This window comes from Klebsiella sp. GW_Kp181, from assembly GCF_040062315.1.
In the GTDB taxonomy this organism is placed as follows: domain Bacteria; phylum Pseudomonadota; class Gammaproteobacteria; order Enterobacterales; family Enterobacteriaceae; genus Klebsiella; species Klebsiella oxytoca.
In genome coordinates this window covers 185,515-206,955 of record NZ_JBEAFR010000003.1, presented here as the reverse complement: position 1 = coordinate 206,955, position 21,441 = coordinate 185,515, and the positions used below count along the sequence as shown (strand labels likewise).

General features: G+C 48.5%; 14 protein-coding genes and 1 tRNA gene. 9 read left to right on the top strand and 6 right to left on the bottom strand.

The window, feature by feature from the left end:
• The first annotated feature begins 14 nt into the window (after window positions 1–14).
• From ABLV11_RS03910 to ABLV11_RS03900, 3 genes are all read left to right on the top strand, one after another.
• Window positions 15–920 (top strand): LysR substrate-binding domain-containing protein, encoded by a 906-nt coding sequence (locus ABLV11_RS03910; protein WP_126489299.1) that lies wholly within the window; start codon window positions 15–17, stop codon window positions 918–920.
• Window positions 921–1,344: 424 nt separating this feature from the next.
• The gene (locus ABLV11_RS03905; protein ID WP_016808352.1) at window positions 1,345–2,577 is read left to right on the top strand and encodes a multidrug effflux MFS transporter; all 1,233 of its coding nucleotides are present in this window, start codon (window positions 1,345–1,347) and stop codon (window positions 2,575–2,577) included.
• 4 nt (window positions 2,578–2,581) lie between these two features.
• Window positions 2,582–4,843 (top strand): excinuclease ABC subunit UvrA, encoded by a 2,262-nt coding sequence (locus ABLV11_RS03900; protein WP_016808351.1) that lies wholly within the window; start codon window positions 2,582–2,584, stop codon window positions 4,841–4,843.
• Between the two features lie 84 nt (window positions 4,844–4,927).
• Here ABLV11_RS03900 and ABLV11_RS03895 read toward each other — a convergent pair whose 3' ends face one another.
• The 5 genes from ABLV11_RS03895 to ABLV11_RS03875 are packed head-to-tail and all read right to left on the bottom strand — an operon-like array spanning window position 4,928 to window position 11,058.
• Complete coding sequence (locus ABLV11_RS03895; RefSeq protein ID WP_348855181.1) at window positions 4,928–6,445, bottom strand: 4-hydroxyphenylacetate 3-hydroxylase N-terminal domain-containing protein; 1,518 nt, start codon at window positions 6,443–6,445, stop codon at window positions 4,928–4,930.
• Between the two features lie 38 nt (window positions 6,446–6,483).
• On the bottom strand, window positions 6,484–8,439 hold the full coding sequence (locus ABLV11_RS03890) for an anthranilate synthase family protein (protein WP_224250574.1): 1,956 nt from the start codon (window positions 8,437–8,439) through the stop codon (window positions 6,484–6,486).
• 23 nt (window positions 8,440–8,462) lie between these two features.
• A complete protein-coding gene (locus ABLV11_RS03885; RefSeq protein WP_004103554.1) occupies window positions 8,463–9,095 on the bottom strand; it encodes an isochorismatase family protein in 633 nt (210 codons plus the stop codon).
• Between the two features lie 18 nt (window positions 9,096–9,113).
• Entirely contained in the window at window positions 9,114–9,899 is a 786-nt protein-coding gene (locus ABLV11_RS03880; protein WP_017145607.1) for an SDR family NAD(P)-dependent oxidoreductase, read from the bottom strand.
• Window positions 9,889–11,058 carry a 3-deoxy-7-phosphoheptulonate synthase gene (locus ABLV11_RS03875; protein ID WP_004103552.1) on the bottom strand — a complete coding sequence of 390 codons (1,170 nt, stop codon included), beginning with the start codon at window positions 11,056–11,058 and terminating at the stop codon, window positions 9,889–9,891. Before ABLV11_RS03875 ends, ABLV11_RS03880 begins: the two co-directional genes overlap by 11 nt.
• 457 nt (window positions 11,059–11,515) lie before the next feature.
• Between ABLV11_RS03875 and ABLV11_RS03870 the strand changes: the two genes are divergently transcribed.
• The 5 genes from ABLV11_RS03870 to ABLV11_RS03850 all read left to right on the top strand — a co-directional run bounded on the left by ABLV11_RS03870 (window position 11,516) and on the right by ABLV11_RS03850 (window position 18,746).
• Window positions 11,516–13,036, top strand: a complete 1,521-nt coding sequence (locus ABLV11_RS03870; protein ID WP_053065006.1) for an amino acid adenylation domain-containing protein — start codon at window positions 11,516–11,518, stop codon at window positions 13,034–13,036.
• Window positions 13,037–13,038: 2 nt separating this feature from the next.
• Window positions 13,039–13,269, top strand: a complete 231-nt coding sequence (locus ABLV11_RS03865; RefSeq protein ID WP_053065005.1) for an acyl carrier protein — start codon at window positions 13,039–13,041, stop codon at window positions 13,267–13,269.
• Between the two features lie 65 nt (window positions 13,270–13,334).
• Complete coding sequence (locus tag ABLV11_RS03860; RefSeq protein ID WP_126489297.1) at window positions 13,335–17,705, top strand: non-ribosomal peptide synthetase; 4,371 nt, start codon at window positions 13,335–13,337, stop codon at window positions 17,703–17,705.
• A 36-nt stretch (window positions 17,706–17,741) separates the two neighbouring features.
• Window positions 17,742–18,134 (top strand): nuclear transport factor 2 family protein, encoded by a 393-nt coding sequence (locus tag ABLV11_RS03855; protein ID WP_004103546.1) that lies wholly within the window; start codon window positions 17,742–17,744, stop codon window positions 18,132–18,134.
• Window positions 18,135–18,248: 114 nt separating this feature from the next.
• Complete coding sequence (locus ABLV11_RS03850) at window positions 18,249–18,746, top strand: MarR family transcriptional regulator (RefSeq protein ID WP_004103545.1); 498 nt, start codon at window positions 18,249–18,251, stop codon at window positions 18,744–18,746.
• A 901-nt stretch (window positions 18,747–19,647) separates the two neighbouring features.
• Here ABLV11_RS03850 and ABLV11_RS03845 read toward each other — a convergent pair.
• Window positions 19,648–19,723: transfer RNA gene (locus ABLV11_RS03845), tRNA-Asn, on the bottom strand.
• Window positions 19,724–19,917: 194 nt separating this feature from the next.
• Between ABLV11_RS03845 and ABLV11_RS03840 the strand changes: the two genes are divergently transcribed.
• A complete protein-coding gene (locus tag ABLV11_RS03840) occupies window positions 19,918–21,369 on the top strand; it encodes an EmmdR/YeeO family multidrug/toxin efflux MATE transporter (RefSeq protein ID WP_134882853.1) in 1,452 nt (483 codons plus the stop codon).
• Window positions 21,370–21,441: the final 72 nt, after the last annotated feature.

Below are 21,441 nucleotides of genomic sequence, written 5' to 3'. Positions count from 1 at the left end.
GAGGGAGTAGTAACATGGCGGATTTTCCCCCGATTGCGAGTTTACGTAGTTTTGAAGCCGTGGCTCGTCTTGGCAGCGTTACGCTGGCGGCGAAAGAACTACACGTTACGCACTCAGCTATCAGTCAGCAGATTAAAGTGCTGGAGGAGAGGGTCGGCTTAAAGCTGTTTATTCGTCACGGTCGCGGCCTACAGATTAATGAAGAGGGACGACTCTACGCCTTGCAGGTACGCGAGGCCCTGAACCATATCGCTGACGCCACCCGACTGGTGCAGGTAAAGCCCCGCAGACAGGAGCTGACGATAGCGGTGGTACCCTCTTTTGGAGGCCACTGGCTTTTGCCTCGTCTTGAGCGGTTTCGGGTGAAATACCCTCAAATCACGCTGCGAATACAGGCAAACCTGGCGGTCACTCATCTGCAGCAGGAAGGGGCAGATTTGGCCATCCGCATGGGAAAAGGGGACTGGGAAGGCACGGAGAGTCGTTATCTTTTCTCCGATGAGCTTATCGTTGTGGCTGCTCCATCTTATAACGGCGGTGAGCTACCCCGTACGCCGTCAGAGATAGCGCAGAGCAAGATTATCTTTTCCATGGAATCGTGGAAAACCTGGTGTATCAAGGCTGGGCTCGAAAGAGAGATTGTGCCCGGCGGGCTATGCATAAACGACTCAAATCTGGTGCTGGAGGCCGTCCGGCTCGGTAAAGGTGTTGCGCTGGAACGCCGCTCTTTAGTCCAGGATGCTATTGCCCGAGGAGAGCTGGAACAGCTTACCTCTTTCACCGCGCCTTATCCGTGGCCTTACTGGCTGGTCTCATCGCAAGTTGCAGAAAAGAAAAACGAAGCTGTGCTTTTTAAGGACTGGCTTAGTGAGGAGGTTGTCGCCTGGCGTCAGCAAACGGCAAAGGGAGAAGAGAGATAAGAGACATTTTTTGGTAAACAGTGAAGGTGAGTGTTTTTCTGACGGCTCCCGCAACATTATTCCGCGTAAGTGAGCTTTCACCTTCAGCTGCGCACAGCGCTACCCTTCCGGATGTATGACACTCCAGGACCTCGATCATTATGAACTATGTCGTGGTTATCTGTTCCTTGCTCAAAAGCGCTCCTGATAACGAAAAAAGTTATTGATCTCGCGACTTTCAACAATTTACATCTGAGTGAGTGTAACACGCACTATATGTCTTATTGGTAATTAAATTTTAAAATAGAAAAAAGTGATTTTATTAACTTGCTGTTTTCTTTAGATTTAAATTTTTAAGCTATGTGTTTTGATTTCTTTTTTGCAATTACTTTTACTGGTGGTATAGTTATTACAGACCACAGATGGTAAAAGGATTACGCTCATCATGCGACCGAAAGAAGTTCAGGCATCGGCAGTCAGTACGATGTTCAGAGATGAAAGTAGAGGTTTGCTTTCCAGCAAAGTCGTTATTGTTCTCGGTTTACTTAGCGCCGTTGCTGCATTATCCACTGATATGTACTTGCCTTTATTTCCAGCTATCGCTAGCGATCTGCATACGACGCCTGACAAAGTTCAGCTTAGCATCACCGCTTTTATGGTGGGCTTAGGTATTGGGCAGCTGTTTATTGGACCATTATCCGATCATTACGGCAGACGTAAATTATTGCTGGGCGGGATGGCCCTATTAACCATCGCTTCATTAGCTGGCGCTATATCTACGAACATTCAGCTGCTCATTGTTACACGGTTCTTTCAGGGACTGGGAGGAGCGGCTGGTATCGTTCTTTCCCGAGCAATTATTTCTGATCTGTGCCCGGGGACTAAAGCCGCTCGATATTTTAATCTGGTGCTAGCGATACAGGGGATCGCCCCTGTTATTGCACCATTACTTGGAGGAGTGGCTGCATGGTTTATCTGGCCGGTGGTTTTTGTTTTTATGGCTACAATATCATTAGTTTCCACTCTGCTCAGTAGTCATTTTATTAGCGAAACCTTACCCCGTCATCAGCGATTACCTTTCAATCTGAATGAGTTTATCAGTCAGTTTATCGAGTTGCTAAGCAATAAGAAATATATTGGTTATACTCTAATTTTTTCAATCCAGTTTGGGGCGCTATTTGCTTATATATCAGCATCACCATTTATCTATCAATCGACGTTCGATTTATCCTCAGGAAAGTTCGCTGTAATATTCTCTATCAACGCCGGAGCAATGATGTTTGGTAGTATAGTCAGCGCTCGCTATGTTATGAAATTTGGTGAAGATAACCTCATAACCATGGGGGTGATAAGCACGCTGGTGATATCTATATTGCTTTGTATCGTTGACAATATTTCTCATTTCCAGTTTGAGATCGCGGCGGTACTACTGTTAATGATGATGTTTACTATGGCTTTGACATTTGGCAATGCCGCGAGTATGGCCATGGCGGCATCCTCTCACTTAAAGGGAACGGGTTCTGCTATTTTAGGGGCTTTTCAGTTTGGTATCGCTGCGATAACCCCGTCACTGCTTGGATTTGGAGACCCGTTGTCATTACTGCCGATGTCGCTGATTATCGCGGGATGTTGTTTAATTGCCATCATGGCATTGTTATTGACAGGTAAAAAAGGATAGTGTGATGAAAACCCATGACGCTATAAAAATCATTGGTGCAAGGCAAAATAATTTGCAAGATATTGATGTAGAGGTCCCTAAAAATAAAATAACAGTTTTTACCGGTGTTTCCGGATCGGGTAAAAGCTCTTTAGTATTCGGAACTATAGCGGCGGAATCTCAGCGACAGTTAAATGACACGTTTCCACCTTTTATTCGCCATCGCTTACCACATTATGGTAATCCTGAAGTCGATGAAATTGAAAACCTGTCGGTGGCCATTATTATTGACCAAAAACGTATTGGTGGCAACGCACGTTCGACGGTGGGCACCGCATCAGATATTTATACCCTGCTACGGCTACTCTTTTCTCGTGTCGGCGAACCTTTCGTAGGTTATTCGAATGTTTTTTCATTCAATCATCCTGCGGGGATGTGTGCGACATGCGACGGGTTGGGCATTGCCAGTACTATTGATATCAACCATCTGATTGATTCAAATCTGTCGTTAAATGAAGGCGCTATTCGTTATCCTTCTTTTGCGCCAGGCTCATGGCGCTGGAAACGTTATGTTTATTCAGGGCTTTTTGATGCCGATAAAAAAATCGCGGATTATTCAAAAGAGGAGCGAGAATTATTACTTTATGCGGATAATCTCACTCCTGAAGCGCCGTTAGCCGGTTGGCCTAAGAGTGCAAAGTTTGAAGGCGTCATTACGCGCTTTACGCGAAGTTATTTAAAACAAGAAACTAAAGATACTAAAACTGAGGAATTTCAGCGCGTCGTTAGTTTGCAGGTTTGCCCTTCTTGTCAGGGGATGAGGCTTAACGAGGAAATACTTTCCTGCCGGATTAGAGGGAAAAATATTGGCGAATGCGCAACGCTGCCTGTCACAGAGTTAAAGCTGTTTGTAGAAAAGCTCGATTACCCTGAAGTCAGGCCGCTGATCGAAGCATTGCTGGAAAGGTTGGATGCCATGTGTGCAGTAGGCTTGGGATATCTGGATTTGAACCGTACGACCCCTAGCTTATCGGGCGGTGAATCCCAGCGGTTGAAAATGGTCCGACATCTGGGAAGTAGTCTGACCGGGATCGTTTATATAATTGATGAACCCAGTACCGGCCTGCATCCAGCAGATATAGTGAAATTGAATGTTTTAATTGGAAAATTACGCGACAAAGGCAATACCATTCTGATGGTGGAGCACGACCCGGACATGATAGCGATAGCCGAGCATGTTATTGATTTAGGGCCAGGAGCGGGTAAGCAAGGCGGGAATATTGTCTTTGAGGGCGACCTGTCGGCACTTAAGCAATCCCAAACCTTGACGGGTCGATATTTCTCTTCACGGGCAGAGATAAATAAGAAACCGAGATGTGCCAAAGGTTATATTTCGGTAAGAAACGCCACATTGCATAATCTGCATAACTTATCGGTAGACGTGCCTTTAAGCGTTATGGTCGCTGTGACGGGAGTTGCCGGATCGGGCAAAAGTTCATTCGTTATGGGGGCCCTGGCGCCACAATGTCCGGAGGCGATCGTTATCGATCAAAAACCGATACATACCTCAATTCGATCGCATATTGCTTCCTGGTGCGGTGCATTTGATACGATCCGTTCGCTGTTTGCCGAAAAAAACCATGTGTCAGCGTCGTGGTTTAGCGCTAACGCCAAAGGGGCTTGTCCGGAATGTAATGGGCTAGGGGTAATACAAACCGATCTGGCATTTATGGATACGGTTACGTTGCCATGTGAGGCCTGCCAGGGGCAGCGCTATAACCCACAAGCGCTGAAATATCGTTATCAGGGAAAAAGTATTGCTGAGGTATTATCCCTGTCGATTAATGATGCCGGCGAATTTTTCCTGAATGAGCCACAGCTCAGGCCAATTTTTCGTAGCCTGGTCGAAGTCGGGTTGGGATATTTACGCTTGGGTGAATCGTTAAATCATCTTTCAGGCGGTGAATGCCAGCGGCTGAAGTTAGCGTCACAATTAAATCATGATAGTGACATGTATATTTTCGATGAGCCAACCACGGGTCTTCATCCCAGTGATGTGGCCTCGCTGTTGAAACTATTTAACCGACTGGTAGCGCGCGGAAACACCGTCATTATTATTGAACATAATATGGAGTTGATCGCTCAGGCTGACTGGATTATTGATATTGGACCTTATGCCGGGCAAGAAGGGGGGGAATTATTGTTTAGCGGTACACCCGAATCGATGCTGGCCTGTCGCCATTCATTAACCGCAGAATGGTTGCGCAAACATTGCCGGATAGAGTGAGAAATGGTGGTCGGGACAGCCAGTAGAGACTGGCAATAATGTGATGCATGCCCATTATTATACTGATGTATTGTCCCGTTAATCTTATTCGTCTAAAGGCCAGTGGTAATCGCGATCCAGCCAGCCATCCAGGTCATAATCCATCATACATTGTTCGGCGAAACCTTTATATTCTTGTACCTGCCCCGACATCTGTGCGGCGAGTAACAGCTCGATACGAACATTTTCATGACTACCGGTATAATTTCGTTCATAGAGTTCGTGTCTGCTGGCGAATTCTGTTCCTACGGAGTCCCAGATTAGCTTCATGAGCTTGACGCGTTCAACGGCATCCATTCCGTTGGAGCCCCGCATATATTTTTTCAGATAAGGTTCCAGTTCCGGCGCAGCGAAATCTTTGGCATGCGAATTGATATAAATAAGCGCGCTGCCAAGATCTTGTTCAATAATTTCTTTGATCCGTGGATAGCCGAGACTCATAAACCAACGGTAGGCTAAACCATAATCCAGGTTAGGCAGGAGGGCGCCGTTGTGCCAGGGGTTCGGCGATTTAGCCATAGCATCACTTATGGCCCAGAAGAGGTTGCGCCAGGCCAGCATTTCCCCGACGCGCGTCTGTATGCCGCGGAAATCGGCTACGCCGGTGGCTTCCACGCCTTTAATGAATAAACCACAAATAAAATCAATTTTTACCGCCAGACGCGTCACTCCGTGGAAGGTTGAGCGGTGCAGGAAGCCAGAACTGGGTAAAAACGTGGCCGCTTTAGCGGTATCGCCGTAAATAAAAATGTTTTCCCAGGGAATCTTCACCTTATCCAGAATGAAGATCATGTCATTCTCGTCGTAGCGTGAGGATAGTGGATAGTCAAAAGGACTGCCGACCTTTTCGGCGGCTAAGGAGTAAGAGGGGCGGCAAACCAGCTTCAGTCCTGGGGCATTCATGGGTAATGTGCATACCAGGGCAAATTCTCTTTTTTTGACAGGTAAACCGTAATGCGCGATGAAATTGTAATGCGTCAAAGCTGAGCCGGTAGCAACCACCTTGGCACCGCTAACAATTACGCCATCATCACACTCTTTTTCGACGTGAATGCAGATATTTTCAATCTGGTCGGGCGGGAGATTGCGGTCGATAGGGGGGTTAATGATGGCATGATTCCAGTAAAGTAGCTCCTCTTGCGAACGTTTGTACCAGTGCCTGGCGTTATCCGTATATTCGCCGTAGGCCTCGGGATTGGCGCCCAGAGTCGTAAGAAACGACGCTTTGAAATCAGGGCTTCTTCCCAACCAGCCATAGCTAAGCCGTGCCCACTGCGCGATTGCGTCGCGATCGCGTATCAGATCCTCAACAGAATGAGGAACGCGGAAGAACGGATGGGTGACACCACCGCTGCCGGTATCACAAGGCGTGGTTAATATAGCCTGATACTTTTCGTCATGGAGCGCGTCGTATAATTTAGCTATGGACAGTGCTGAATTGCGAAACGCTGGATGTGTAATAACATTGTCCACCTTTTCACCATAAGCCCATATTTCTCGCCCATCATTTAGACCCGCTAAAAAGTCATTACCGGTAGGTAATGATACTGATTTATTTTCCATGTCAGCTCTCTCCGAATGTCGGTTTTCAACACTTCCTTTTAAACGGCATCTTGTTGGCTAAGAGTTGCCGTTGTTGTTAAGGCGTTCTGTATCAGCCATTGATAAATAGAAAATGCGTCTTGCGTCAGGAATGATTCGTTATGAAATTGTATGGAGGCAACGTTGCCTGACGATAATGCGACAATTTCACCGGAAGGAAGTCGCTCCAGCTGGACTGTTTTGTCATGCTCCGGGCTGTACCAGCATGGCCGCTGATGTAGTGCGGAGAAACTGTTATAGAAACCAACGGTATGAGGTTTTCCCTGAATGGATATCTGATGTTGGCTACCCTGACGGTTATTGACCAGCCGCTCGATCGGAATGCCTAATTCGGCGCAAATTAACTGATGTCCCAGACAAGTTCCGATTAGCGGACGCTGCTCCCGGAGCCGTTGCGCAATAATTTTTCGGCCCACGCGTATTTTTTCGAGTTGTATATTGGTTGGATCGCCAGGCCCGGGACCAATGAATAGGATGTCGCGATCGGTGAGTTGCGTTAGCTTGCTCGGACAGTCATACCAGGGAATGAGGGTGACGGCGCAACCCGCGCTGCGTAACTGATAGGCAATCATGGCGGTGAAGTTGTCCTCCATGTCGATCAGTGTGATGGCATGATGAGAGAGTAGAGTGCGCGGGCCCAATTGCGAGTTATCCAGCCAAAAGGCGGAGGCGCGTGCATTCCGTTGTGCCAGTATCTGGTCAGCCCGATGGCAAAGTTCTGCAGACAATCCTGTCCGGTTTGGCGTCCCGGCGCTTGGTTCAGAGAAGAACGAATGCATTAGCCCTTGTAATTTGGCGCGTGTTTCACCGGCTTCACTTTGCGCGATGGAACTTCTGACGATGGTTGAACCCGCCGTAAGCCGAAAATGTCCCTGAGCGGAAATATCGGCCGTGCGGATCATGATGGCCGAGTCCAGATAGCGTTTACCTTCTTGCGCACCCGTTATAGCAACGATGCCGCTGTAATAACCGCGTCCGCGGCGTTCTCGCCGAGCGATAACTTTACAGGCGCTTTCTATTGGGCTGCCGGTCACTGTTGGCGCAAATAGCGATTGCCTGATGATTTCTTTCAGACTGCGATCTGATTTTCCATGGATAAAATATTCGGTATGCGCGATGTGCGACATAGCCTTGAGCTTCGGCCCGGATACCTGAATATCACGTTGACAGATGCTACTCATCATTTTGAGTTCTTCATCTACCACCATAAATAGTTCGTCGCGCTCTTTTTTATCCTGCAGAAAATCATCCAGCACGTGCGCCATATTCCCGGTATCGGGGTATTTTAATGTGCCGCTGATAGGATTCATCGCCACGTTCTGCTCATCAACCTGGATATGCTGTTCAGGCGTACTACCCATGAAATAGCGGCTGCCGGTAAAGATCATCCATGTCCAGTATGATCCGCATTCAGATTGCAGCAGCCGTTTGTACAGCGTCAGCGCGTGGCGGATACTAAAGTCGGTTATATCGCCCTCCAGGCTGCGTGAAATCACAAAGTTGCTGCCTTCCCCGGAGCTGATTTCCTGATCAATCACGGTATCAACAATGTCGCCATACGTTTGGTCATCAAGATCGAAGTGCAGGTTTCGTGGCTTGATATCATGGTCATTAATGGCTGCGATAAATGAATCTATAGGATAATAGTCTTGCCGCTCAATGTGCATTACGATCGTCTGTTCACCATCGTCAATGCAGGCATATCCTTTTTCTTTCAGCTGATTAAATGGCAATAATATCAATTTGTTAAATGAGCATTTGCCCGTCGCGTCCAGGGGAGGATCCAGCGCTAATTCTGAAAGGGACTGGCTTAGCTCAATATCCCCTTCAAGAAACAATACTGCGTTGATAGGTTCGCATTGGGGGCGGTAAATACAGGCAAAGGGTCTATCAAGATTGGCCAGATGAGCCGAAAGCTCGTCGGGATTTGCTGAATCTTTAGATAACATCATCATCTCCTGAAGTGCCGTGAGGATCTTTAATGTTCCAATGCGTCGATAGCTTGTCGGGTTGACAGCACGACTGAGCTGGTTTCCGCAGCTAGCTCAAGCGCTAGACGATGCTTTTCTTCGGAGAAATCGGCGAGCGCATCGGCAATAAAAAATGTCTCGATATCATTGGAATAGGCCTCTTGCGCTGTGCACAAACAACCGATATGGGCGTAAACGCCGCAGACGATCAGCTGATCGCATTTGAGTTCGTGCAAAGTACTCAGAAGAGGAGAGTTAAAGAAGGCGCTGTAACGCCACTTCGTTAATACCCACTCATTTTCCAGAGGCGTCAACGGAGGAACAATCTGTTTATGTTCCTGGCTGCCGTTCATGCCTGAACCCCATAGACTGTGCAGCAAGCCGCGCTGTTGTGGCGTCATGTCGCCGGGTTGGGCAGTATAAAATACTGGAATATGCAGACGTCGGGCGACGCTAAGCAAGCGGTAGATGTTGTCGATGACCTGCGCTATCGGCGAGGCGTCAGCAGTGTAAAAATCGAGAAAATAACGCTGCATATCATGTATGAGTAGCGCCGCTCTTGAACTGTTGGGTCGCCAGTCTGCAATTGATTTGGGTAATTGACGTTCTGTCGGCAATGGATAGGGCCGTATCTTTTCCATGTTATTCTCCTTGTACGCTTAGCAGCTGCCGAGTGCGGCACCACCGTCGACCAATAACGTTGATAGCGTGGTTTGCCCTGATTCTTCGCACAGGTAAAAGCAGACCGCGGCAGCAATTTCTTCCGCCGTAGCGACTTTGTTGAGTGGAATACCAATGCGAAATTGTTGTGGGTTACCGTTGAGCGTGTTTTGCTTGTCACTTTCGCTATGCCACATGCCGCGCAGCATCGGCGTATCGGTTGAGCCGGGAGCGACAACATTACAACGGATCCCATACGGAGCGACCTCCAGCCCCAGAGCATAGGTAAATGCCTGGGCAGCGGCTTTTGAAGCGCAGTAGGCGGCCATCGTCGCCCGCGGCACGCGCGCTGCATTTGAGGCGATAGTTACGATGCTGCCTTTACGCTGAGCCATCATCAGATTGGCCGCATGGCGGCTGGTGTTAAATACGCCAGTCGCGTTGACGGCAAATGTTTTCGCCCAATCCTGAGGTTGTGTTTCGGCCACGCTGGCGTGGCACAGTACGCCGGCGCCGTTGACCAGATACCCTACCGGGCCCAGTTGATGACCGACTGCGGTAAAGGCCTCTGCTACGCAGCGGTCGTCGGCAACGTCCACAGTAAAGCCTGCAATGGGCTGCGGATGGTTATCTTGTAGTGTGGCTACAAGGGTTGCCAGCTGAGTGGCGTTATTATCAAGAAGCGCTAGTGACAGCCCTTCTTTCGCCAGCGCGTGGGCAACGGATTCGCCAATGCCACCGCATGCGCCGGTAATAACGGCAATATAATCTTTATCAAAAGTCATGTTGTCCCTCTTTCCAGTGAGTTAATAACATCTGCGTTTGCGCTACGTTCAGGCGTGGGTCGCAGAGAATTTGCTTAAGTTCATGTTCTTCAGGGTGATTATTTTCACAGAAGCATTCGATGACCGGATTCGGCGTTGCTTCCAGATGGAGTCCAGCGGCGCAGGCGTTATGTGATTTCACCTGCCTCAGGAAACCGGAGATTTCAGCCATCATGTCGCTAAGCTCGCGGCGTTTATTGCCCGCCCGCGTTTTCCCGGTATTCCCATGCATTGGATCGCACATCCATAACACCGGCGTTTCGGTTGCTTGTGCGGCCTGAATCAACGCGCCCAACCGATGAATGTGTGAACGGCCAAAACGCGAAATAAAAGTCAGACGCCCAGGAATACGCTGAGGATTGAGCTGTCGGCAAAGTGTCGCGATGAACGATGGCGTTACGCTGGCGTCAATCTTGCAGGCAACAGGGTTGGCGATATTCGCCAGCATGGCGATATGTGGGCTGTCAGGCGCAAGAGTACGAATGCCTATCCAGGGCCAATGGGTGCTGGCTAAGTATGATTCTCCGTAGGGATTAGTGCGGATTTGAGTGGTTTCATAGTCCAGCAACAGCGCTTCATGGCTGGTCCAAATGTGATGAACATCGCGGGGATATTCCCGTTCGTAACGTTTAATTTCGGCCAGCGTTTCCGCAGCAGCACGATAGCTCAGCAGCATCCGTTGCGGATCGTTACGCCTGGCTTCTGGTGTCGCTTCGGGCCGGTTGACTGAATCACCGCGCCACACGGGAAGTACCCTGTCGCCATCGACTTCGTTTTGTTGCGAGCGGGGTTTAGCATATTGACCAGCAATTCTACCTACCGTCAATATCGGCAGCCCCGTCAGTGTTGAGAATTCGCGGGACATTTGCTCAAGGAAGATCAATTTTTTCCGTACATGTAACGCGCCAGATTCGCAAATTCTTTCAGCGCAGTCGCCGGCCTGAAATATCATTGTTTTTCCTGCATAAACGGCGGCTAATGCTTTATTGAGTTCACTTATTTCTGCAAAACTTAATAATTCTGGAAGATTGTCTAATTCACTTTTGACCAGGGCAAGCATGTCCTTATCGCTCCAGAACGGCTGTTGCCAGTTGGACTTATTGCCAGGAAATGATGTCATTTCTAATCTCTCACTCGAAATTTAACAGGTTTTTCGTTTGTTTTTTAACAAAAAAGCGATGAGAAAGTGCTATTCCTTGTCTGTTTACTGGACATGAAAGACGATACGGTTTGCACAAATATTGCACGCCAATGGGTGCCTTATGTCAATCAAAAAAGTTTATATTTGATTTATGTTTTTTCATGTTATTGATTTTTATGGTTATTATTTTTGTTGGTTTTTTATTTTTTGCTATATGATTTTTTTTTGGAAATCAAATTGACTGGGGATGAGGTTCGAAGATAGACTATTGAAAGCAACGCTTAGTTATGCTTGTGTTGCTTATATGTTGCTTGTTTTGCGGTGTTTGCTTAGAGGCATCTCACGGTAAGCTGGCGGCATTTCTTTAGATCTTTAATTTCTTCTTCAAGAGAAGATTTTATGCGTGTGAACGTTCCTAATTCTCCAGGAGAGAGTGATGACGCATTCAGCATATGTCTATCAGTTAAAGGCTGTTCCTGATATATTTGATGAGATTTCGCAACGTTTTCCGGACAGGGTTGCGTTAATTTTCGATCAAAGAAAAATAACCTATCGAGAACTTGCTGAGCAATGTTCAGCGCTGGCTGCAGTGTTGCAAAATAATTGCCTGATAAAAGGCGATATCGTTGCAATAAAAATAGAACGTAGCCCGGAGTTATATATTTTTATGCTGGCGCTCATGAAAATAGGCGCTGTTATGGTTCCCGTGAACTCGAATAGTCCCGAACGCTATATTGGTGAGGTTTTAAGTGCGGCGGGAGCCAGATACCTGATTAGCGATGATGTAACAAGCGTGCCCGGCGGAGCATGGCACGTCTTGTCGAGCAGGACGCTGATACAAAACTGCACTCAACAAAGAAGCGGGAATTACCCGGTATTAAGCGCTGATGATCCGGCGCTCATATTGATGACCTCTGGTTCAACAGGAAAACCGAAAAGCGTACTGATTGCTCATCGCGGGATTGCCAGACTGGGTCTGCCGGTACCGGCGTTGGGGAATAGCGAGCGGGACTGCTATTTGCAAATTGCAGATATTTCTTTCGCTGCCTCAGCTAATGAAATCTGGATGGCTTTATTGACCGGAGCATGTCTCGCGATTGCGCCGCCTGGTTTGCCGGATTTAATGGCCCTGGCACGGCAGATCGAATCGGATAACGTGACGATGCTATTCCTCTCAGGCGGGCTGTTCCGGCTATTTGTCGAGGTTTCGGTCGAAACACTGCATATACCTGATTGTGTGGTGGTGTCGGGAGACTTTGTCAATCCTCGCTTATTTAGCGTGGCGGTGGAGGCCGGTAAAGCCAAAATATTTAATGGATTAGGATGCACGGAAAATTCAGCGATCTCGTCTCTCTATCATATTCAGTCGGAGGAGCAATTATCCAGTGAATCTCCTGTGCCGGTTGGTACTCCACTCCCTCTGGTTGAGATGGTGGTATTCAATGAACGGTTGCAACCCTGTACCTGCGGTGAATATGGGGAATTATTTATCGCAGGGGCTGGAGTGGCTCTGGGGTATTCCGATCCGCAACTGACGGCGGAAAGGTTTATCACCATACCGTATCAAGGCACTGACGTGCTTTTCTATCGTACCGATGATCGGGCAACTTACGACCAGGATTGCAATATCGTCCTGGTCGGACGAGGCAACCATATTTGTAAAATACGTGGCTTCCGCATCAATATCGCCGGTATTGAGCACCTGTTGCGCTTACATCACGCTGTAGAAGATGTGCTGATTGTGGTAGAGGAGACGCCGGATGAACCGCGATTACATGCTTGTTATGTCACGCAGGATGACGGGCTATCCGTAGCGGATTTAAAGAATCACCTCGCAATGCATGCTCCTGCCTGGATGATACCTGAAAAATTTAGCCGTCTGGCGGTACTGCCAATGACCGCTAACGGTAAAAAAGATCGTTTACGGTTAAAAAATTCTTTACTGGAGCAGGTGTAAATATGGACAACGTTGAGCAACAGCTACTCTCGATTTGGCAGGCGATTATTCATTCAGAGGCGATTAACCCGCACGAAAATTTACTAGACCAGGGTGGTAACTCATTACATTTCATAAAGTTGGCGTCAATGGTAAGCAAGACATTTAATTTGTCTGTCTCGCCGGCGGACATTTTCACTGCCGGAACTATTGCTGCGCTGGCTCAGACCATTCGGCAACGGCAAAAGCTCTAATACCTGGAGTTGGGACTACCAGCAAACAGGAAGGATTTTACAGGGAATTTTAAGAGGGGGATAAAATGCCATCATTCAATAGCGGCGAGTCAAAAAAGGGCTGTTTGAACAAGGAGTGTGGAGAAAGTGCGGTAACGTATCTGCCAGCTACGCCCGGGCAGCAGGCAATGTGGTGGCTGGATAATACGCTGGAGCAGCCCCAATGCTATAACGTGCCGGTGCTGCTGACCGTTAATGCGACACTGGACGCTGATATTATGCAGCGCGCTGTGGCTGAGCTGACCTTGCGCCATGAAATATTCAGAACGCGTTTTGTTTATCTTGACGGTAAATTACAACAGCGTATCGGCGCTGATGGCTATCTCTCTTTTTCCCATCGACAACCAGAGCAGACGGAAACCCCTGAATCCGTCACGGCACAACTGGCGGCTAGCCGTTTATCATTAGCTGAGGGGCCGCTGAGTATCATTAATATGCTCAGTTCAGACTCAGGTACAACCTGGTTAGCATGCTGCTTCCACCACATCATTATTGATGCCCCCTCAGTACGTATTGTCTTGCATGATTTGCTGCGAATCTATTGTGCGCTTGACGAGATGCGCGTTCTGCCAGCGTTTAACGGCACGGGAAGCTATCAGGAATTTACTCGTTGGCAGGCCGCGTCCCTTGCGGCGGCTGAGTGCGAAGATATGCGGGTTTATTGGCGACAGGCACTGCATCCAGCTCCACCCTTGTCGGACCTCCCGGTCGATTTTCCCCGTCGTCTTCGGGAAGATACCAAAGCCGCCTATACCATGCTGGCGCTGAACGAACAGGAAGCGGACTCACTGCAGCGGCACGCGAGATCGTTGTCAATGACTCCATTTATGTATATGTCCATGTGCTGGCAATTTTTCCTCAGCCGTATGAGCGGGCAGAACGATATTACCGTTGGCGTGCCTTTTACTCTGCGGGATCGCAGCGAGTTTGCCGAAACGCCGGGATATATGATCAATACTCTGCCGGTTCGCGTGCAGGTCAATGAAGATGACACGGTCAGCACGCTGGCTGCAAAGGTACGTCAATCTTTTATTGGCGCACATTTCAATAAGCTGCTCCCTTTCAATGAAATTGTCGCACTGTCGCGTGAAAACGCGGGGCAGGACAGTCCTCTATTCAGAACGCTGTTGGTTATGCCCGATACCCGGGGCGATATTTTCAACGACTTGCCTTTTAAAGTCATGCTGGATGACTATTTTAGCCAGATGGCAAAATACGATCTGACGCTGTTCTTTGAAGCGCAACCGCAGTGGAAGCTGACGCTGGAGTATAAGACGGCGTTGTATCACCCGCAGACCATTGACTACTGGTTGAAAATCTTTCGCCATTTATTAAGCGCGATGGGCGAGGACGGCGAGGTATTACTGTCATCCCTGAGGCTGTTGGATGCACCGTTAAGTCGTGAACTGGTTGTTCGATCTAGTCTTAAATCGTGCGCGGAGGCCTGGCGATTTGACGCCCTGGCGGCTTTCAATCAGCATGCTATAAGCCACTCTGCGGATACTGCGTTAATTACCGCTAATGGCACACGATCGTATGGTTGGTTAGCGGAACGTTCAGGGCAGATTGCCGCTTACCTACAGCAGCAGTTAAATATCGCACCTGGCAAACGTGTTGCATTATTACTGGAAAGGAATGCCGAGGCGATTGCCACTCTGTTTGGCGTGTTAAAAACCGGCGCGGCCTACATTCCGATCGATCCGCAATACCCGCAAGAGCGAATTGGTTACATGTTGCAGGACGCCAGTGTGGATTGCATCGCCACGACACGATCGCTGGTAGCAAAATTCCCAGTGTCTGGGTCCGTACCTCTGTTGTTAATCGATGATATTCCCCCGGAGTACCCTGGGGAATACTCTTATATCAAAAGAATGCCCGACGATGAGCTGTATATCATTTATACATCAGGTTCAACCGGGCAGCCCAAGGGAGTACGGTTATTAAATAAAACGCTCAATAACCTGATTAAGTGGCAACGAGATGTTTCTGAGTGCGATCAAGGAGATTGTACTCTGCATTTTATGTCACTTTCTTTTGATGTCTCGGTTCAGGAGATCTTCGGCACGTTAGCTGGCGGTGGGTGCTTATATATTGCCAGTGAAGAAGAACGGAGAGATCTGGATCTTCTGCAAGAGGTTATCCAGGAGCAGGGGATTAATCGTCTCTATTTTCCCTATGTTGCTTTGCAACAGTTCGCGCATTTGAGCGCATTGGCCAACAGGCAATTCCCGAGTTTAAAAGAGGTCTACTCCACCGGGGAACAGCTCGTACTCACCGCGGATATTAAACATTTTTTCAGGCAACCCGTTCGCCTGATTAATCTCTATGGTCCCTCAGAAAGTCACGTCTGTTCCGCGTATGTGCTGCCACCGGAAAGCGATAAATGGGGAGATGCAGCGTCCATTGGTTACCCTCTACCCGGATTTACGTTGTTGGTGGTGGATGAGCATTTGCAGCTGGTTCCCGCCGGTGTCGCCGGTGAACTGCTCATCGTTAGCGATTTTCTCTCTCCCGGCTATCACAATAAAAGTGAAGAAAGCGCTCGACGTTTTATCTCTGCTGAGGGCTTTGCCACACAAAGTTGCCACGCATATCGTACCGGTGATCTGGTGAGGCTGGAGCATGACGATCGGTTTAGCTATCTTGGCAGGATAGACAATCAGTTAAAAATTCGCGGTTTTAGGATCGAACCGTCTGAAGTAGAAGCGGCCATCAATGCCCTGGAAGGCGTGCAGGTTTCAGCGGTAGTTGGCAGGGCAGATACTTCAGGAAGCAAGCAGCTCGTCGCTTTTATTGCTGGCTTAATGGATGATAAAAGCAATCAAAAGGATAAGATCAAACGCGGCCTTCGCCTGGTTCTGCCGGAGTATATGGTTCCCACAGAGTTGGTCTTTCTGGATAAGCTGCCTACTACCCCTAGCGGGAAAATCGATCGTAAGGCGTTGCTTAAGGTGGATATTATTGTTGAATCATCCGCGCAGATGCCAGAACGGTCTCTGACGAAAACGCAGGAGCAGGTCAGGGCGCTATGGGAAACGCTATTTCCGGGTCGTCACATCGCACTGCACGATGATTTTTTCGCCATTGGCGGACATTCCTTGTTGGCCACGCAGCTGGTTTTTCTGCTCCGTAAGGCATTCAATTGCGATATTCCTCTACGTTTGTTATTTAATCACCCGACGTTGTTGGCTATGGCAGAGTGCATCGACGGCTATGTTGTCAGTGAAAAGGGGCCCGTCGATACCGTTGATCGTTCCTTTGTTCAGGATGGATACGAACGCATACATTGGCAGGGGGGAGAGTGTTCAACCCCTGGGCTGACGTTGCTCACCGGGGCGACAGGATTTTTAGGCATCTACCTGCTGCGTTCACTGCTATTGGCCGGGACCCAATCCGTGATTTGCCTGGTAAGAGCCAGGACAGATAAGGACGCATTCGCTCGTTTACGTGAAAATGCGATGCGCTACGGAATCGCCGATGAGATTGATTTTTCCCGGGTTGAAGTTTGCCTCGGTGATATTGGTCAGCGCGATTTAGGGTTAAGCCCTGACGCGTATAGTCGGTTGGCAGAGCGAGTGAACACGGTATTCCATGCAGCCGCACAGATTAATTTTTTGCTCTCTTATTCTTCTGTTAAACAGTCAAATGTGCAGGGTACGCTAAATATTTTAGCTTTCTGCGGTTGTGGCGGACGAAAAACGCTCCACTATTTATCCACTATCGCCGTATTTTCTCCACGCTATCCTGAATCGCCTATCGTGGAACATTGTGTGCCGGGGCATCCGGAAGCACTGTCGATTGGTTATACGCAAAGTAAGTGGGTGGCTGAACGCTATGTTATACAGGCCAGAGAACAAGGACTTGATGCTAACGTATTTCGCATCGGACGTATTGGCGGAGACAGCCGAACTGGGGCCTGCCAGAGCGATGATTTTTTGTGGCGACAGATAAAAAGCTTTATCCAGATGGGGTTGGCGCCCAATCCGTCTTCCCTGTCAACGGACCTGCTGCCTGTCGACTTTGTCGCTGAAGCGATAGTTGCTTTAGCGCGTTCAGAGGCTACTCGACAGGAGAACTTCCATATTTTCCATCCTCAGAGCATCCGGTTTGACCCGGTGTATCGGGCGATTCGTTCTCTGGGCTATCCGTTGGAAACGACTTCTGACGGCGAGTGGTTGCAACAACTTGAGCTGTGTGTCACCCAAGGGCGCGAGGTTGCGCTGGGGCCGGTCATTCATCTCTTTAAAGAGAATTTGTTGGATACTGGCGATAACGCCTATGGTAATCCAGAGACGACTAAGCGTATTACACAACTGGGCTTGCGCTTTCCTGAACTGTCGGAGGAGACTTTCAAACGTATGATTGTTTATTTCCAGCGGCAGAAAGAAATTGTCTAGCAAGCCGTTTATCAATTTCATCAAGAGGATAATACAATGGTTCCAGCACTATTTGATAAATATATTTCGGCAGTGATGGAGAAGTCATCGGACAAGCTGGCATCCCTTTTCTCTGTTAATGGACGTTTGTCGTTGCCTTTCCGTCGCAATAGAGAGGTGATTGTTGGCCGTGAAAATATTCGCTTACACTATGCTAATGGCTTTGGCGTTGCGCCCTTACGCTTTACCTCTATAGAGGATGAACGATTCCACTATACGAATAATCCCGATGTCGTCATTGTTGAATATAAACTACATGGGAATACTCTGCCAGATGGGAAACAGTTCTCTTTGTTATATGTTAATGTGATTGAAATAAATGATGGCAAGATAACTGAATTAATAGATTATGAGGATGTTTTGAACAGAGAATATATCTTTCAGGATTAGCAGGATGATTCTTATGTTATTAATGGGGGCGAAGGTTATGATAACTTTTCATTCCTTGAAGGGTTATGGTAAAATGGTAAGCTTAACTTATTGTATACGGCATCAGGAGAATGTATGGAAATGAATAAAAAAGTGGCTAGTGGTTCCGAGCGCGAAATATCATTGAATCGTCAATTTGAAGATGCTTTAGGGAATTTGCAATGCGTACTTGTTGCACGTCGATCGTTGATTAATCCTGATGGTATTAACTGGCCGCAATACGATACGTTGTATATTTTACGTCAGTTCCAGCCGATGACTCCAAGCGCAATTGGTGAAAAGCTCGGATTTGCGCGTAGTAAAATGTCCAAGATCCTGCGGATGTTGAAAGATAAGCACTTTGTTGAGCAGGAGTCGGCAGAAAGCGACAAGCGAGAAATGCTGACGAGGATTACGGAAAAGGGTATTGAATTCCTGAATTCTGCAGAGTCCAGCAGGCGCATAATGGCTGAGCAGGTGGCATCCTGTATGTCGCAGGGAGAGATTGCTATTTTCGCTGAGCTTTGTACAAGGGCTGCAAATATATTACACGAGAATATTAAAGGTAAACTCGAAGATACCAGTGAAAATTAATAAAGTTTATGGTGATGAAGCGTTAAACGGAGCGCTGGCGTGGTATTCTCTTTGCCGAATATGGAATCGAATATATGGCATCGGAATTTTGCTAAAATGTTGCTATGCGACGATGGTGAAAGTGGACCCGATACTAAGAAAAGATTTTTACCGCAGATGGTAAAAAAATGCTGATTCGTATCGTTAATATTTTGTTTGCTAAAACCTTGTCTCATTGCAACGTGCGTTGATGTGCCCGAAACAGGCTTGAGCGGATAGTTTTCTGTCAATATAAAATCAAAGCTGTCTGGCATACTGGCGATAATGGGAGCAGGCCATTGCTCGGATTATGGCCGCAGTTTTTATTTTTCACATAATAGCCTTCAATCGTATCCTCTCGTTTAGCGTATTCTCGCACTACGTCTGGTGAGGACAGGAGTTTTGGCGAATACCTGTAGCAGATATTTCTTTACTTTCAATATATCGATGAATAAATGTGAAAGTAGCAGGTATGCAACTGGTGCATTTTGTTCTCTTCCATCATTGCCCCCGCAAAACAGACAGCCGAGTAAATGATTGCCCCTGCTGATAATGATCGATTCAGCTCTTGCGTACAGAGAAATGATCCCGCTACCGGGTGCATCTGAGGTGCTCAAGCACGGAACGGCCACTCGATGCAGATCTGCCGTCAGGATTAACCAGAAGATAACGTTCGTGCTATGTGAAAATCTTCGCAGGCTTCAGGCTGACAATTGGCGTGTTGTTAAGGGAGAAGTGGGACATGCTATGCGCAACAAAGATAGTGCCCGCATTTCCCGGCACGGAGGAGAAAAAACCAGAAATGCACCGGGATGTGTTCCCATGCTAGCCTGTTGAATCAATATCTGAAAAAGATTCGCAAGGATAGCTGAAAACAGGAATTTGGCTCCTCTGACTGGACTCGAACCAGTGACATACGGATTAACAGTCCGCCGTTCTACCGACTGAACTACAGAGGAATCGTTGTGGAGTCGTATCTTAGCGGCGAAAAAACTTTTGTCAAACATCAATTCGCCTTCCGCCGCGCAACTGGCGCATCCATCAACAAATTGTTGTTATTAGCGACAATCTATCGGGAAAAATGCTTTGCAGGATTAGCTTTTCTCTATCATCATTTGAAATGTAGTTTCAACTTTTCTCACTAAGGTCTCCCTTGAACGTCACCTCCGCATTACGCCAGTCCGTCGAACGCACGTCCTGGTTTAAAAAACGCAAGACCTATCGCGTCCTCTACTGGCGTGAAATCAGTCCTCTTGCGGTCCCGATTTTGCTGGAAAACGCCTGCGTGTTGCTGATGGGCGTGCTGAGTACTTTTTTGGTCAGCTGGCTCGGTAAAGAAGCGATGGCGGGCGTTGGCCTGGCCGATAGCTTCAACATGGTGATCATGTCTTTTTTTGCCGCCATCGATCTCGGTACGACCGTGGTGGTAGCCTTCAGTCTGGGCAAGCGTGACCGGCGGCGGGCAAGGGCGGCAGCGCGACAGTCGCTGGCGATAATGACCCTGTTCTCGATTATTCTCGCGGCGGTTATCCATGCTTTTGGCGCGGAAATTATTAATTTTGTCGCCGGAGATGCGACAGAAGAAGTGAAAGGCCTGGCGCTGACCTATCTTGAGCTAACGGTGTTGAGCTATCCGGCAGCGGCAATCGCCCTGATCGGCAGCGGTGCGCTGCGCGGAGCCGGAACCACTAAAATTCCGCTGTTGATCAACGGCGGGATGAATATTCTGAATATCATTATCAGCAGCATCCTGATTTACGGCATTTTTTCGTGGCCCGGCATGGGGTTTGTCGGCGCGGGTCTGGGATTAACCATCGCCCGCTATATTGGCGCGGTGGCTACTATCTGGGTATTAATGATCGGCTTTAACCCGGCGCTGCGCATTTCGCTGAAGAGCTACTTTAAGCCGTTCAACTTCGCCATTATCTGGGAAGTGATGGGCATTGGTATTCCCGCCAGCATTGAATCGGTTTTGTTCAACGGCGGCAAGCTGCTGACTCAGATGTTCGTTGCCGGGATGGGGACTAACGTGATTGCCGGCAACTTTATCGCCTTCTCCGTGGCTGCGCTGATTAACCTGCCCGGGAACGCCCTGGGTTCCGCATCGACAATTATTACCGGCAGGCGTCTCGGAAAAGGGCAGATCGGCCAGGCTGAACGTCAGGCGTGGCACGTCTTCTGGCTATCGACGATCGTATTGACGCTGATCGCCTGGGGAACCGCGCCGTTTGCTGGCCTGATCGCTTCGTTCTATACCAGCGAAGAGGATGTCAAGGTGGTGGTGAAAGAGCTGCTGTGGCTCAACGCCTTCTTTATGCCGATTTGGGCGATGGCCTGGACGTTGCCGTGCGCTTTTAAAGGCGCACGTGACGTGCGCTACACCATGTGGGTATCCATGCTCGGCATGTGGGGCTGTCGCGTCGTGGCGGGCTACACGCTGGGGATTGTGCTGGGTATGGGGGTGATTGGCGTCTGGTTGGGGATGGTGCTTGACTGGGCGGTGCGCGGCGTTTTGTTTTACTGTCGAATGGTTAGCGGGCGGTGGCTGTGGAAATATCCGCGTACCAAAGCGCAGGCAGAGGAGAGTCAGGTGCAGGCTGAATAGGCGAGTGATAAGCGGATAAACGCTACTTTTTGCGCAAAGTGGAGGATTTTTCGGCAAACGATTTGAAATATG